We start from the raw sequence: 12,972 nt of genomic DNA on the forward strand, positions 1-12,972 counted from the left end.
ATCTAGGGGTTCACCCCCGCCCCGTGCAAGGCGACAAGATGTTACTCCCCCGAAAGGTTGCTTTTGGCGCATGGCTCGGCGCGGGTGCCGCGGCGAAGCGGGCCCGGTGCCGCCATGGGCAGAACAGCTCACGCATCGCCCGGCGGCATCCTGCGGCGCACGGATTTCCCGGCCTCCCGGATGGGTCGTCACGCCCGAAGGCTGGCATCCGGCGCAAGCGCAGGTGGTCCGACGCAGCGACGAAGGGGGCGGTACGCAGCGAAGGCATGGCCACTTTGCGCAGCTCGGTTTCCGAAGTTCCGCGGCGGTTGTCGCGCGCCCCGAGGCCGGCGTTGGTGCGGCCGTCCCCCGGTGCATCGCACCTCGCCGAAAGCAACCGCATTTTGCAGGGTTCGGGTTTCCGAAGTCCGGCGGCTGGTCTATTGACGGATTTACGAAAGATTCTTGCGCGAATCCGGGAGCGCACATGGCTATCAAGGCCGACCTCGACGCCATCGACTGGAAGATCCTGCGCGAACTGCAGGACGACGGCCGCATGACCAATGTGGAGCTGTCGCGCCGCGTCGGCATCTCGGCGCCGCCGTGCCTGCGCCGGGTCAAGCGGCTGGAGGACGAAGGCATCATCCTGCGCTACCGGGCGGTGCTGAACGCGCCGGCGCTCGGCATGGACGTCGTCGCCTTCTGCCTGGTCGGCCTCAACCGGCAGTCGGAGGCGGACCTCAAATCCTTCGCCGAGCGCACCCGCAACTGGCCGATCGTGCGCAGCGCCTGGATGGTGTCGGGCGAGAGCGACTTCATGCTCCACTGCGTCGCCCCCGACCTCGGCAGCTTCCAGAGCTTCGTCATCGACGAGCTGACGTCCTCGCCCAACGTCGACACGGTGCGCACCGCCCTCACCATCAGGCAGGTCAAGGACGAGGGGCTGGTGGGGATTTAGGGGCGGCGACGCCGCTCCGCCCACTGGCGAAGGGAACATCGGCTGCCAGCGCGCTCAAACGACAATTTGAGCGGGACTGACCTAATTTCCATGGAACCCGCGCCTTTTCCGGCTAGAAGAAACCATATTCCGGCTAGAAGAAGCTGTACGGAATTGCCACTGGCTCTGCTCTCAAGGTTAGAATGTGGTTCGCGGCGAGCCACTGGGGTATTCATGAACGTGTTTGGTGAACAGGCTGTGAGTGGAGCAGAACGGAAAATGCCGAATTCAGGTCTGGACACTGCAGTTAATGTGATCTGCATAAAATGGGGATCGTTCTACGGCCCTGAATACGTCAACAACCTGCGTCGCGGCGTCGTCAGGCATTTGAAACGCCCGCATCGCTTCGTCTGCTTCACCGACGATACCACCGGGCTGGACGACGACATCGAGACATTGCCGCTCCCCGCTTTGGACCTGCCCAGCGGTCGGCAGGACAGACGTTGGCGCAAGCTCGCGCTGTTCCGGCGCGATCTGGCCGATCTGCAAGGCACGGCACTTTTCCTCGACCTCGACCTCGTCGTCGTTGACGATCTCAGCCCATTTTTCGATCAGCCGGGCGAGTTCTTCATCATTCGGGACGATGATCTGTTCCGAAGCAAGCCACTGCGCAAGCTCAACCCGCAGCGGGATCGCTTCTTGGCGTCAGTGGGCAACAGCTCCGTGTTTCGCTACGAAATCGGGGCCCACTCCTATATCTTCGATGCTTACGTCGCCGATCCGGCCGGTGCGCTCGACCGCTACGAGATTTCGCAACAATTCCAGAGCGCGCAGCTTGCAGCGCATGGAAAGTTGCAATACTGGCCGCGTGAATGGTGCGTCAGCTTCAAGAACCACTGCGTACCCCGTCATTTCAGGAGCTTCGTGCAAGATCCGACATTGCCGCCGGGCGCGCGCATCGTTGTCTTCGCCGGCAGCCCAAAGATGAGCGAGGTTCTGGAAGGCGGCGGACAGCGCTGGTATCGCCGGATCGGCGACACGGGATGGCTGCGAAAGCACTGGGAAGGCTAGCAGAATGCTCAACATTCCGGCGAAGTTCAAAGCACTTAAAAAGAGCGTCAGGGTCAAGCGGGCATTGGCGGAAATTGATCGTAGATCAGTGTCCACCAATGAGGCACGGGCACACAACCTGCCCAAGCCACTGATTGTCTCCCTGACCAGCTACAGAGCTCGCTTCGACACGCTGGCGTTCACACTGAGGTCGATCCTTTTCCAGACCGTCCGCCCCGACACGACCATCCTGTGGGTTTCCCACGAAGACTACCCGCTGGTACCTGAGGATGTACTTGAGCTGCGCAGTCACGGTCTTGAGATTGCCGCCTGCACGGACATGCGAGCTTACACGAAAATCATACCGACGCTGCAACACCACAAGGACTGCTTCGTCATTACCGTGGACGATGACGTCTACTATCGAGCGGACTGTATAGAAAAGCTCGCCGCTGCGTACGATCCCTCCAAGAGGCATGTCATATGCCACCGCGCCCACCGGATCGTCGCGGACGGCAACGGTGATCCAGCACCCTACAAGCACTGGCAACGCGACATTGCGCAGGCTGCAGCATCTCCGCTCATCTTCCCGACAGGTGTGCTCAGCGTCCTCTACCCGCCGGACTGCTTCCATGAGGACGTGTGCAACATCGGGCTTTTCTCGAGCCTGAGCCCGAGCGCCGACGATATATGGCTGTACTGGATGTGGAGGATGAATGGCTACCTTGGCGAGAAGCTGCCAGGGAAGATCAAGATCATTGACTGGCCAGGCAGCCAGACGACGTCATTGCAGGCCGAAAACCTGACCGGCGCCAACGACCGGTGCATTCAAAACATGGTCAGGAAATACGGGTTTCCTATTTCGCGCTGACGGGATCGGTGAGGCCCAGGACGAAAAGCATGCAGACAAGTGTCATTATCTCCACCTACAATTCGCCGACCTGGCTTCAGAAGGTGCTGTGGGGCTATTTCGACCAGAGCCGCCATGATTTCGAGATCGTGATCGCCGACGACGGCTCCAGCGACGAAACCCGCGAAATGCTCGCGACGATGGCGCCAATCAGCCCGATCCCAATTGTGCACGTTTGGCAGCCCGACGACGGCTTCCAGAAGTGCCGGATCCTCAACAAGGCGATCGCTGTGGCACAGGGCGAGCGCATCCTGCTGACCGATGGCGACTGCGTGCCGCGCCGTGATTTCGTGGATGTACACACACGGTTGGCGCAGCCGGATCGGTTCCTGACCGGCGGCTATTTCAAGCTCCCCCTTCCCTTGTCCGAGGCATTGACAAAGGACGACATTGCCGGGCAGCAGGCGTTCAGCGCGTTCTGGCTAATGCGGCAGGGAATTCCCTTCAGCTCGAAACTGTTGAAGCTGATGGCTGCGAGCCCTTGGGACGAATTGCTAAATCGGCTGACTCCAGCAGCACCAACTTGGAATGGCCATAGCGCATCCTGCCTGCGGAGCCAGGCCATCCAGGTCAACGGCTTCAACGAGGACATGCAATATGGCGGCCTCGACGTGGAATTCGGCCTTCGTTTGCGACATGTGGGCATAAATCCTCGGCATATCCGCTACTCCACGATCGCCCTTCACCTCCATCATGACCATGGATATGTGACTCCCGGCATGAAACAGCGGAGCCATGAGGTTAAGGAAAATACTCGGAACAAGCGGCTGACTTGGGCAGAGCGCGGCCTGAACCAATGGTTGGATTCGAACAATAGGGCGACGCTCTTGAGAGATGACCGGATCACCCGCTTCTAGACCGCGGGAGTCACCCTCAGGCTGGGCTGCCTAGCGCTCCACCAGGATCTCAAACTTTTTCTGGAAGGCCACATTTGCTCTCCTGCACTCGTCCAGGGCATCCTCATGAGTGCACCCGCTTCCAAGGTAATCTTTCCAAGCTCTGAAATTCTCGCAATTACTATACGTGTATTTGAAATTTAGGAATTTGCTGGAATTTTGTATAGCAATAACCTCCTTACCCAATAAAGTTGCCCAATACAAACCATGATAACTATTCGTAACAACAGTCTCCCCAGACCCAATGAAATTAATACTCTCCAGGAATGAAACCTCAGATCTGCCCCTATTTCCCTTCTTGATATTAAACATATTGGGAATATTTGAGAATTCCTCCCCAAAATGGTCCGATTCGTGACCGTGAAGAAAAGCAACGCACTTATATCGACTGGTAAATTTCTCATCAAATACGGGGTGCATGCAGCTCACACAGGGAACCCAATCATAAGGATTTGGATAGTCCCGAAGGCCGACCAGACGAAACCTCTCAAACGCAGACGGATATGGATTGGCCCCAGACCCGCTCAACCACTCGCGGAATCCGTCTATTCTGTTGTGGCCGGCCCCCCATACAACGACGTCCCCTCCGCGATCTGCAAACAACGATAGAAAATCAATAACCCTTTCATGAACATTATGACGATCCAAGCCAATTAGGCCACCACCACCAAAAACAACAAACTTACCATCTAAACAATTCAATACAGCATCAACACCATAGAAACCAATTGTCTCTAATAATTCCTTGCTACTAAGTTCAAATGAATTTTTGACATCAAACATCTTGAAGTATTTAATCGGACATGACATCAAATCGCCGATATTATTGGTGATTGAGTGAATAAATATGAATTGCGACCCTGAAATTCTCTTATTCAAATCGCTAAAGTAAATGCCACCAAATGGCCTAATATGCCTTGCTTTTCGAAATATTCTTTTCACACCGGTCGACAATTTCATGCTTCACTCTCTTTCATGCCTCGCGCCACGACAAAAATATCGAACTGCTCGTAAGGCACGCTCAGTTTAACGCCTTCATCGGAGCGGTGAAACACACGTGGCCGGCCCGGCAAGGCTCTGTCGATATCGATTCTGGAAATGTCCAGATGGCTCTGAATTGCGATCTGCCTAGGCACGCCGGACTCAAGGCTCGCGCAGTCCGCTCTGAAATTTGTTCTTGCCTTGTCGACAACGAGTGCGGCAGATCACAAATGTTCCAAGCTCAATGGCAAGTGGCCCAGACTTTCTCGTAAACTTGCCGCAACCCCGCCGCCTCGCCCTCGAGCCGAAACCTGACCCGCACGTCGTCCAGGCCGTTGGCGCCATGCGCCAGCGCCCGTTCCGGATCGGCGAGATAGGGGCGGATCGCCTCGCGCAAGGCGTCGCCGTCGCCGGCCGCCACCACCGCGCCGGTCGCACCGGGCGTGACGATCTCCGAATAGGAGCCGGCGTCGCTCGCCACCACCGCCGTGGCCGATGCCATCGCCTCGAGCGGCGTGAGCCCGAAACCCTCGTTGCGGGAGGGGGCCACGTAGAGCGCGACGCGCCGGTACCACACCGCAATGTCGGGCACCTCGCCCAGAAAAAGAATGCGATCCGCAAGCCCCGCAGCATCGATCCGCCGGCTGAGCTCGTCGGCGAAGCCCTTGTGCTCGGCCGTCACCCGGCCGGTGATCACGGCGGTCCAGTCCGGATGGTCGGGCAACAGCGCGATCATGGCGTCGACGAACAGGTCGGTGCCCTTCTGGTGGCGCACGCGGCCGAAGCAGCCGATGGCGTATTTTCCCGGCAGGCCGGCGGCGGCGAATAGGTCGTCGGCCTCGCGCGCGGGACGGAATTTGTCGAGGTCCACCCCGTGCATCACCACCTTGTGCGGCACCTCGAGGAAGCCCCCCGAGAGCCGGCTCGTCGCGATCACGCCGTCCATCCGGCGGATCAGCCACTTGGTGAAGGGCCGGTGGTCGCGCTGGGCGGCGGAGGTGAAGACGAGCCTGAGCGGCGCGCGCAGGACGTGCCGCAGCACAAGCCCCGCCACCATCTCGACGTTGCGTCGCGCATGCCAGATGCGCGGCCGCCCCGAAGCCGGGCGCCTGAGCAGCAAAGGCAGCTGCCACCAGCGCATCTTCGGCAGATTGTCCGGCAGCCCGGGGCCGACCACGGCAATGCCCAGCTCGCGCGCCTGCAGCGGCACCAGTTGCACGATGGTGCTGGTCACCCCCGACAGGCGCTTCTTGAGGTTGGGGGCGATCACCTCCACCCGCGCCATGTCGACCGCGCCGGCGCGTCCGGCCGGGGCGTCGATCACGGTCATGTTTGCCTGTTCCGGCCTCGCAAGGCCCATCCGCAACGACCTCAGATGAACTGGATCTGGACGATCTCGTAGCCGCGCGCGCCGCCCGGCGCGTTGACCTCGATGGCGTCGCCCACTTCCTTGCCGATGAGCGCGCGCGCGATCGGCGACGAGATCGAGATGCGGCCCGCCTTCACGTCCGCCTCCTGGTCGCCGACGATCTGGTAGGTCTTCTCTTCCTCGGTGTCCTCGTCGACCAAGACGACGGTCGCGCCGAACTTGATCTTGTCGCCGTTGAGCTTGGTGACGTCGATCACCTCGGCGCGGGCGATCAGGTCCTCGAGCTCGTGGACCCGGCCCTCGTTGAGGCTCTGCGATTCCTTGGCCGCGTGATACTCGGCGTTCTCCGAAAGGTCGCCGTGCGAGCGGGCCTCGGAAATCGCTTCGATGATGCGGGGCCGCTCTTCCTGCTGGCGCCAGCGCAGCTCTTCCTTCAACGTCGCGAATCCACCCGCCGTCATCGGAACCTTGTTCATAGTCGACCTCTCCTGGCCCGTGCCCCGCAGCCCGCCCTGGGCGCCGCGAGGCACAAAAAAAGAAAACGGTCCGGAAGCCTCGGCTAACGGAACCGTTTCACCTCAATCTCATCCGAATATAGCAATCCTGCCGCAGAATTCACGTCAAAAAATGCGCCTGCTCTCCGAGAGCTGTTCGCAACTCGCATGCAACGCCGCGGCAGCTCACCCGCTTGTGATTGAAATGGCACCGCTTTGTTGCTCTGCTGCCGTTGTCCGTCCGGTTCGTTCACCTATGTCCCGATCATGACGATGAAATCATCCCTCCTCGCCGCGGCGCTGTTGTCCGTCGCTTCGCCGGCCGACGCGCAGGTCCGCAGCTTCGAAACCGAGACCGTGGCGCTGCGCGCCGACATCGTCGCCGGCGGCCTCGAGAACCCGTGGGGCCTCGATTTCCTGCCCAATGGCGAGGCGATCGTCACCGAGCGGCCGGGCCGCATCCGCATCCTGACCCAATCGGGGCTTTCGCAGCCGGTGGAAGGCGTTCCCGAGGTGTGGGCGCGCGGCCAGGGCGGGCTGTTCGACGTCGCCGTGGCCCGCGACTTCGCCAGGTCCGGCACGATCTTCTTCTCCTATGCCGAACCCGGCCGCGGCGGTGCGGGAACGGCCGTGGCCCGCGCCAGGCTGGTGCGCAACGGCGCGGACGCACGGCTGGAGGATGTCAGGGTCATCTATTCGATGGCCAAGAAATCCTCGTCCGGCCTGCAGTTCGGCTCGCGCATCGTCGTCAACGACGACGGCACGCTGTTCGTCACCACCGGCGACCGCGGCCAGGCGAAGCGGGCACAGGACATGCAGGACACCGCAGGTGCGGTGCTGCGCATCGAGGCCGACGGCTCGATCCCGGCCGACAACCCCTCGCCCGACGGCAGCAAGATGGCGCCGGAAATCTGGTCCAAGGGCCATCGCAACATCCAGGGCGCCACCTTCGACCCGGTGCTGGGCGGCCTCGTCACCGCCGAGCACGGCGCCCGCGGCGGCGACGAGATCAATCGCCCGCAAGCGGGCAAGAACTATGGCTGGCCGGTGATCAGCTACGGGGTCGAATATTCGGGCGAAAAGATCGGCATCGGCACCGCGGCGCCGGGCTACGAGCAGCCGCTCTACTACTGGGACCCCTCCATCGCCCCTTCGGGGCTCGCCAGCTACCAAGGCGCGATGTTTCCCGAATGGAAGGGCGACCTCTTGGTCGGTTCGCTGAAATTCGGCCTGCTCAGCCGGCTCGACCGTGACGCCAAGGGCAGGATCCTCGACGAGGAGCGCATGCTCGACGGCGCCTTCGGCCGCATCCGCGATGTCGACATCGCCCCCGACGGCTCGGTCTGGCTGCTGACCGACGAGGCCGACGGCGCCATCATCCGGCTGTCGCGGGGCGATTAGGGCATTTTGCAGCCGGGCGGAATCGTCTGGCGTCGCGCAGCTGGAGCGGCGGGAATGCAGTCGTCAGGACACCCGCCGCCCTGCCCCCATCCGCTCTAAAGAACAGGCAAGGTCAAAACGGTCAGAGCGCGCCGACGAGCGCGCCGAAGGCGGCCAGTATTGCGGTAGCGTTCTTCATGCCCGCAATGGTCTTCCTTGCCTGCTGGTAGGCGTCGTCGAGCTTGGCCTTTGCACCCTTGAAGGCATCGGTCAGGGGTTGGTAGTTCTCGCTGTCGAGCGCGATCTGGGTGAGTTTGGCAAGTTCGACGAGGACGACGTCCATCAGGCGGTTGTAGTGCGGCCGCATGCCGGGATTGCGGCGCGAAAGTTCGGCCAGTGCGGAATGGGTGGAAGCCAGCGCCTCCCGCGCCGCCTTGTTGGACAGCGACCGCTCGACGACCAGGTTGAGCGCCACGGCGCGGGCATGCCCCGTGGCGGCCTCGAACGCCTGGGGCGCCACGCTGACACCGTGCGACAGCAACCGGCGTATCTTTCGGTTCCGGTTGGCTATCAGCCTGCCTATTTCGTCCGAGTTCATCTGCTTGACCTCGCCTCGTTTACGGCCTTGATGAGGGCGGCGAGATCATTCGCCACCGACGCGAATGCCTGGACCTGCTCGCCGGGGTCGCCTTCGCCGGTCGCCAAGGCCTTGTGGGCGGCCGCCAGACCGGAAAACACGTCGTCCAAGCCTTCCAGTTTTTCTTGCAAGGCAAAGGCACCGTCCACATCGCTGCGGGCGACCAGGTACTCCTTGTAGAGTCGCAGCCGGTCGATTCGCCGGTCCCGCTTGATCGAAGCCAGCGTCTCCAACCGCATTGTCTCGTACCTTTCGGTCAGACCTCTTGTCTCGAGCGCAACCGTCCGCAGGCTTTCCGGCATCCTCTTTGCGAGATCCTGCACCGCGGGGTCAAACTGCCTGATCACGTTTCGGATCGACCGGGCGTATCGATCCTTCAGGCCCAGCCCGATCAGGTTGCCGCCGAGATTGAATGCCGGCTCGACGATCGGGGCGGCGGAGGGCGACGCCGCGGCCGCGAGGCCGGCCGCGGCCGACGTCATCTCCTTGGCGGCGCTTGCCAGTTCCGCAGTCACGCCTTGGTCCGCTGCCCGGCTGAGCGCCCTGGCATAGGCGCCCAATGCCGCGAGCACGGCCAGTTGCTTGTCGGCGGTCACGATCAAAGCCGCGTCCTGGTCCTTCAACCGCAGCTGGTAGTTCTGATTGCCCGACGCATACGCCAGGCTCTCGCGCTCGCGGCTGACGCCGACCGCCAGCATGCGATTTGTTTCGAGGGCATTTTGCATTGCAGACGAAGACACCGACGCCGCATTGGCAAAGGTTTTGACGTCGTCGTCCTGCGGCAGCGCGGCACATGAAGCCACGCCCAAAATTGCTGCAATGAAAAATGCCCAATGACTCAATCGACTACGACTGGTCATCGCCCCGCCCCCGGATTATTGCAGGCAGGCTAATACTATTTATGGTTGAGTCAACACTACATATTCGAAATTTGTTAGAGAACGTCGAAAGAAGGGAGTAGGGGAGTAAGGGAATAGGGCGGCCAGACGGTCCACCCTATTCCCCTATTCCCCTATTCCCCTATTCCCCTACTCCCTTACTCCCCTACTCCCTTACCCGCGCAGATAGGCCTCGATCTGCTCCGCCAGCATGCCGTATTCACGGCAGCCCTTGCCGCAGCGTTTCTCGATCTCGGACAGCTGCACGCGCGCGGCCGCCACGTCGCCCAGCATCAGCTGCGCCTCGCCCATATATTCGCGCACCAGCGTGTAGTCTGGATCGTTGCGCAGGGCCTCCTGATAGTAGCCGAGGCCGACCAGCACGCGTCCCGCCTTGCGGTGCGAATAGCCGAGATAGTTGAGGATGCGCGGATCGGTCTTGTCGGCGGCGAGCGTCAGTACCTTGATCGCCTCGTCGTATTTGCCGTCCATGGCCAGCGCCCGGCCGGCGAGATAGAGGTCGTTGTCGTCGAGCATGCCCGATTTGGGCGGTTCGCACTTCTTGGTCTTGCTGTTGTAGACCAGCCCCGTGCGGCATTTCGGCGGAGCGTTCGAACTGCCGCTCTCGCCTGCGGCGAGGACGGGACCAACCAACAGCGGCAGCGACACCGTCGCGCCGGCAAGCAACTTCGCAAATCGGGACTGCATCGCCACCTCCTGAGATCTGCCCAAGCAGATTAACGCAACGGGAAGGCGATTTCATCCGGAGCTTCGAGGCGCGAAGTTGGCAGGGGAGTAAGGGAGTAGGGGAGTATGGAGGGCGGAACGAAACATTGTCGCCGCTTACTCCCCTATTCCCCTACTCCCCTACTCCCTTACCCACGCAGATAGGTCTCGATCTGCTCCGAAAGCAGGCCGTATTCGCGGCAGCCCTTGCCGCAGCGCTTCTCGATCTCGGACAGCTGCAGCCTGGCCCCGGCGACGTCGCCGAGCGTCAGGTGGGCCTCGCCCATATATTCGCGCACCGGCATGTAGTCGGGATCGTTGAGGATCGCCTCCTGGTAGTAGCCGAGACCGACCAGCACGCGTCCGGCCTTGCGGTGCGAATAGCCGAGATAGTTGAGGATGCGCGGGTCGGTCTTGTCGGCGGCGAGCGTCAAAACCTTGATCGCCTCGTCGTACTTGCCGTCCATGGCCAGCGCCCGGCCGGCGAGATAGAGGCTGTTGTCGTCGATCATGCCGGACTGTGGCTTCTGGCACTTCTTGGTGCGGGTGTTGTAGACGAGGCCGGTGCGGCATTTCACCTGGGTGCCGTCGTTTCCGCCACCGCCGCCCGACGTTCCACCGCCTCCGCCGCCACCGCCGCCGCTATCGGCCGGGAATACGGGCGCTGCAAACAGCGGCAGCGACACGAGCGCACCTGCGATGAGCTTGAGATAACGGGACTGCATTGCTACCTCCACCATGCGTTTTCCTGCGAGGCAAACGCATGGGAGGCGCGGTTTCGTCCGGCCTCAGCCGCGGAAGATCAGCCCCGCCCCGCCGGCGATCAGCACGAAGCCGGCGACGTGGTTCCAGGTGATTCCTTCCTTGAGGTAGAAGACCGAGAAGATGACGAAGACGCTGAGCGTGATCACCTCCTGCATCGTCTTCAGTTCGGCCGCCGAGTAGACCTCGTGGCCGACGCGGTTGGCGGGTACGGCGAGCCAATATTCGAAGAAGGCGATGAGCCAGCTGAAGATGACCGCCGCATAGAGCGGTGCGGCCTTGAATTTCAAGTGGCCGTACCATGCGAAGGTCATGAAGACATTGGACGCGATCAGCATCAGCACCGGAAAGATCTTCGGCGACAGCAGCATAGCCATGTGAAAGTCCGCATTGGGGGAAGGGCGCGCGGTTTTCCGCCCTCTCCGAGGCCATGTCAAGATGCGGGTTCCACCCGAAACAACGAGTTGATGACGTAGCGGCCAAATGCGCTATCATCTGCGCGGGAGGCAGACCTGAGGCGATACCTGGAGCACGGTCGTGCAGCAGCGGCGCGAGAAGGATTGGGAACTGGCCATCGGCCCGGACACCGTTAGGCTGTTCATCCTCAAGGCCAAAGCCATCAGTGCCGCCGTCAACGAAGACTACGAGGACGGCTCCGAGCACGAAATCGAGTTCGACGGCGACGTGCGCGACAACCACCATCACGACGGCCTTGCCGAGGAAGAGGAAGAAGACCTCACCGAGAAGGAGCTGCGCGAGCTGATCGACGACCTCAATGTCGACGAAGCGGCCGAGCTCGTGGCACTTGCCTGGCTGGGGCGCGGCGATTTCGACGCCACCGAGTGGACGGACGCCGTCGCCGAAGCCCGCCTTCGCGGCAACCGCCGCACCGCGAAATACCTGCTGGGCATGCCGATGCTCGGCGCCTATCTCGAGGAAGGCCTCGAGGCGCTCGGCGCCTGACCCGGCATCACCTCCCGCTCCGGTGACAAGTGCGTCACCGAATGTGATCGCCTTCGGCGCGTTCCCGGGCAACCCTTCCGCCAGGTCGCCGTTGTCGGCGATGCATTTCCGCAAGCCTTTCCCCCCGTCTCTGCCGGTCCTGACATTCGCTATCGCCGGCTTCGCGGTCGCGAGCGTTCCGCTGCCGGCGTCGGCCGTTGCGGTCGAGCTTCCCGAAACGGCGCCCTTGCCGAGCGCCGCCCCCACCCCTCCGCCGCCCGAGCCCAGGCCCGGCGGCGTGCGGCAGGGCGCCATCCCGATCCCGCAGCCGCGCCCTCCGCGCGCCGACCGCCTGCCGCAAAGGCCGCGTGAGCCGTTCGGCCCGCCGGCACCGCCGAAGATGCTGCCCGACCCGCGCTCCGGCGCGGTCAGGCCCGCCAGGATGCCGCCGGCCGAAGTCGCGTGCCGCGGCCGCCTCGAGGCGCTCGGCGCCGCCTTCGACGAGGCGGCCCCCGAGGTCAGCGCCGACGGCTGTGCGCTGCCCTTCCCGATAAAGCTGTCGCGCCTGTCCAAGTCGGTCGACGTCGAGCCGGATGCCATCGTCAACTGCGCCACCGCCGAAGCCACCGCCCGCTTCGCCACCGATATCGTCGCGCCCGCCGCCAAATCCACCTTCGGCCAGGAGCTCGCCGGTATCGTCCAGGCCTCGGCCTATGTCTGCCGCCCGCGCAACGGCACCCGCAAGCTTTCGGAGCACGCCTTCGGCAACGCGCTCGACATCGCCGGCTTCGCCCTGGCCAAGGGCAAGGCCATCGCTGTCGAGCCTGCCCCGCCGGAGGAAAACGCGAAGTTCCTGATGCTGGTCCGCAAGGCCGCCTGCGGCCGGTTCAAGACCGTGCTGGGGCCGGGCAGCGACGCCGACCACGCGCGCCACCTGCACCTCGATCTCGCCCCCCGCCGCAACGGCGGCATCTTCTGCCAATAGCGCGCGGGCAAATCCGGGCTTCCAGTAAACTAGAGCCCGGACAGGG

Annotated in this window: 16 protein-coding genes; 7 read left to right on the forward strand and 9 right to left on the reverse strand. The window is 62.4% G+C overall.

Annotation, left to right across the window (positions count from 1 at the left end; translation table 11 throughout):
* Positions 1-466: 466 nt before the first annotated feature.
* The 4 genes from J2X50_RS03550 (at position 467) to J2X50_RS03565 (ending at position 3,733) form a co-directional block, all read left to right on the forward strand.
* The gene (locus J2X50_RS03550) at positions 467-937 is read left to right on the forward strand and encodes an Lrp/AsnC family transcriptional regulator (RefSeq protein ID WP_429091531.1); all 471 of its coding nucleotides are present in this window, start codon (positions 467-469) and stop codon (positions 935-937) included.
* 213 nt (positions 938-1,150) lie between these two features.
* Positions 1,151-1,987: a hypothetical protein gene (locus tag J2X50_RS03555; protein WP_429091534.1), complete on the forward strand. Its 837-nt coding sequence runs from the start codon at positions 1,151-1,153 to the stop codon at positions 1,985-1,987.
* Positions 1,988-1,991: 4 nt separating this feature from the next.
* A complete protein-coding gene (locus J2X50_RS03560) occupies positions 1,992-2,837 on the forward strand; it encodes a hypothetical protein (RefSeq protein WP_429091537.1) in 846 nt (281 codons plus the stop codon).
* Between the two features lie 29 nt (positions 2,838-2,866).
* A complete protein-coding gene (locus J2X50_RS03565; protein ID WP_429091539.1) occupies positions 2,867-3,733 on the forward strand; it encodes a glycosyltransferase family 2 protein in 867 nt (288 codons plus the stop codon).
* 30 nt (positions 3,734-3,763) lie between these two features.
* On the opposite strand, the gene J2X50_RS03570 is transcribed toward J2X50_RS03565, so the two are convergent.
* The 4 genes from J2X50_RS03570 to greA form a co-directional block, all read right to left on the reverse strand.
* Complete coding sequence (locus J2X50_RS03570; protein ID WP_429091542.1) at positions 3,764-4,732, reverse strand: hypothetical protein; 969 nt, start codon at positions 4,730-4,732, stop codon at positions 3,764-3,766.
* The gene (locus J2X50_RS03575) at positions 4,729-4,908 is read right to left on the reverse strand and encodes a hypothetical protein (protein WP_429091545.1); all 180 of its coding nucleotides are present in this window, start codon (positions 4,906-4,908) and stop codon (positions 4,729-4,731) included. Before J2X50_RS03575 ends, J2X50_RS03570 begins: the two co-directional genes overlap by 4 nt.
* An 86-nt stretch (positions 4,909-4,994) precedes the next feature.
* Positions 4,995-6,083 carry a glycosyltransferase family 4 protein gene (locus tag J2X50_RS03580; protein ID WP_429091547.1) on the reverse strand — a complete coding sequence of 363 codons (1,089 nt, stop codon included), beginning with the start codon at positions 6,081-6,083 and terminating at the stop codon, positions 4,995-4,997.
* A gap of 41 nt (positions 6,084-6,124) precedes the next feature.
* Positions 6,125-6,598 (reverse strand): transcription elongation factor GreA, encoded by a 474-nt coding sequence (gene greA / locus J2X50_RS03585; protein WP_429091550.1) that lies wholly within the window; start codon positions 6,596-6,598, stop codon positions 6,125-6,127.
* Between the two features lie 285 nt (positions 6,599-6,883).
* On the opposite strand from greA, the gene J2X50_RS03590 reads away from it, so the two are divergent.
* Positions 6,884-8,017, forward strand: coding sequence for a PQQ-dependent sugar dehydrogenase (locus J2X50_RS03590; RefSeq protein WP_429091553.1), 1,134 nt, complete (start codon positions 6,884-6,886; stop codon positions 8,015-8,017).
* Between the two features lie 121 nt (positions 8,018-8,138).
* Here the strand turns inward: J2X50_RS03590 and J2X50_RS03595 are convergent, their stop codons facing one another.
* The 5 genes from J2X50_RS03595 to J2X50_RS03615 all read right to left on the reverse strand — a co-directional run bounded on the left by J2X50_RS03595 (position 8,139) and on the right by J2X50_RS03615 (position 11,376).
* Positions 8,139-8,594: a hypothetical protein gene (locus tag J2X50_RS03595; RefSeq protein WP_429091555.1), complete on the reverse strand. Its 456-nt coding sequence runs from the start codon at positions 8,592-8,594 to the stop codon at positions 8,139-8,141.
* Positions 8,591-9,493, reverse strand: coding sequence for a hypothetical protein (locus J2X50_RS03600; protein ID WP_429091558.1), 903 nt, complete (start codon positions 9,491-9,493; stop codon positions 8,591-8,593). The genes J2X50_RS03595 and J2X50_RS03600 overlap by 4 nt, the downstream gene beginning before the upstream one ends.
* A 192-nt stretch (positions 9,494-9,685) precedes the next feature.
* Positions 9,686-10,219: a tetratricopeptide repeat protein gene (locus tag J2X50_RS03605; RefSeq protein ID WP_429091561.1), complete on the reverse strand. Its 534-nt coding sequence runs from the start codon at positions 10,217-10,219 to the stop codon at positions 9,686-9,688.
* Positions 10,220-10,386: 167 nt separating this feature from the next.
* On the reverse strand, positions 10,387-10,962 hold the full coding sequence (locus J2X50_RS03610) for a tetratricopeptide repeat protein (protein WP_429091564.1): 576 nt from the start codon (positions 10,960-10,962) through the stop codon (positions 10,387-10,389).
* A 63-nt stretch (positions 10,963-11,025) separates the two neighbouring features.
* Positions 11,026-11,376 (reverse strand): DMT family protein, encoded by a 351-nt coding sequence (locus J2X50_RS03615; protein ID WP_340038254.1) that lies wholly within the window; start codon positions 11,374-11,376, stop codon positions 11,026-11,028.
* Between the two features lie 160 nt (positions 11,377-11,536).
* Here J2X50_RS03615 and J2X50_RS03620 point away from each other — a divergent pair, with 160 nt between their 5' ends.
* Together J2X50_RS03620 and J2X50_RS03625 are read left to right on the forward strand one after the other, a co-directional pair.
* Positions 11,537-11,962 carry a DUF3775 domain-containing protein gene (locus tag J2X50_RS03620; protein ID WP_340038255.1) on the forward strand — a complete coding sequence of 142 codons (426 nt, stop codon included), beginning with the start codon at positions 11,537-11,539 and terminating at the stop codon, positions 11,960-11,962.
* Positions 11,963-12,062: 100 nt separating this feature from the next.
* Positions 12,063-12,926, forward strand: coding sequence for an extensin family protein (locus J2X50_RS03625; protein WP_429091568.1), 864 nt, complete (start codon positions 12,063-12,065; stop codon positions 12,924-12,926).
* Positions 12,927-12,972 lie beyond the last annotated feature (46 nt).

The sequence above is a fragment of the Aminobacter sp. BE322 genome (genome assembly GCF_050433525.1).
Classification (GTDB): Bacteria; Pseudomonadota; Alphaproteobacteria; order Rhizobiales; family Rhizobiaceae; genus Aminobacter.

Coding starts and splice junctions, on each gene's coding strand:
- greA (WP_429091550.1), bottom strand. CDS start 6,598: ATGAACAAGGTTCCGATGACGGCGGGTGGATTCGCGACGTTGAAGGAA.
- J2X50_RS03580 (WP_429091547.1), bottom strand. CDS start 6,083: ATGACCGTGATCGACGCCCCGGCCGGACGCGCCGGCGCGGTCGACATG.
- J2X50_RS03555 (WP_429091534.1), top strand. CDS start 1,151: ATGAACGTGTTTGGTGAACAGGCTGTGAGTGGAGCAGAACGGAAAATG.
- J2X50_RS03625 (WP_429091568.1), top strand. CDS start 12,063: ATGCATTTCCGCAAGCCTTTCCCCCCGTCTCTGCCGGTCCTGACATTC.
- J2X50_RS03615 (WP_340038254.1), bottom strand. CDS start 11,376: ATGGCTATGCTGCTGTCGCCGAAGATCTTTCCGGTGCTGATGCTGATC.
- J2X50_RS03605 (WP_429091561.1), bottom strand. CDS start 10,219: ATGCAGTCCCGATTTGCGAAGTTGCTTGCCGGCGCGACGGTGTCGCTG.
- J2X50_RS03600 (WP_429091558.1), bottom strand. CDS start 9,493: ATGACCAGTCGTAGTCGATTGAGTCATTGGGCATTTTTCATTGCAGCA.
- J2X50_RS03610 (WP_429091564.1), bottom strand. CDS start 10,962: ATGCAGTCCCGTTATCTCAAGCTCATCGCAGGTGCGCTCGTGTCGCTG.
- J2X50_RS03595 (WP_429091555.1), bottom strand. CDS start 8,594: ATGAACTCGGACGAAATAGGCAGGCTGATAGCCAACCGGAACCGAAAG.
- J2X50_RS03550 (WP_429091531.1), top strand. CDS start 467: ATGGCTATCAAGGCCGACCTCGACGCCATCGACTGGAAGATCCTGCGC.
- J2X50_RS03565 (WP_429091539.1), top strand. CDS start 2,867: ATGCAGACAAGTGTCATTATCTCCACCTACAATTCGCCGACCTGGCTT.
- J2X50_RS03560 (WP_429091537.1), top strand. CDS start 1,992: ATGCTCAACATTCCGGCGAAGTTCAAAGCACTTAAAAAGAGCGTCAGG.
- J2X50_RS03590 (WP_429091553.1), top strand. CDS start 6,884: ATGACGATGAAATCATCCCTCCTCGCCGCGGCGCTGTTGTCCGTCGCT.
- J2X50_RS03570 (WP_429091542.1), bottom strand. CDS start 4,732: ATGAAATTGTCGACCGGTGTGAAAAGAATATTTCGAAAAGCAAGGCAT.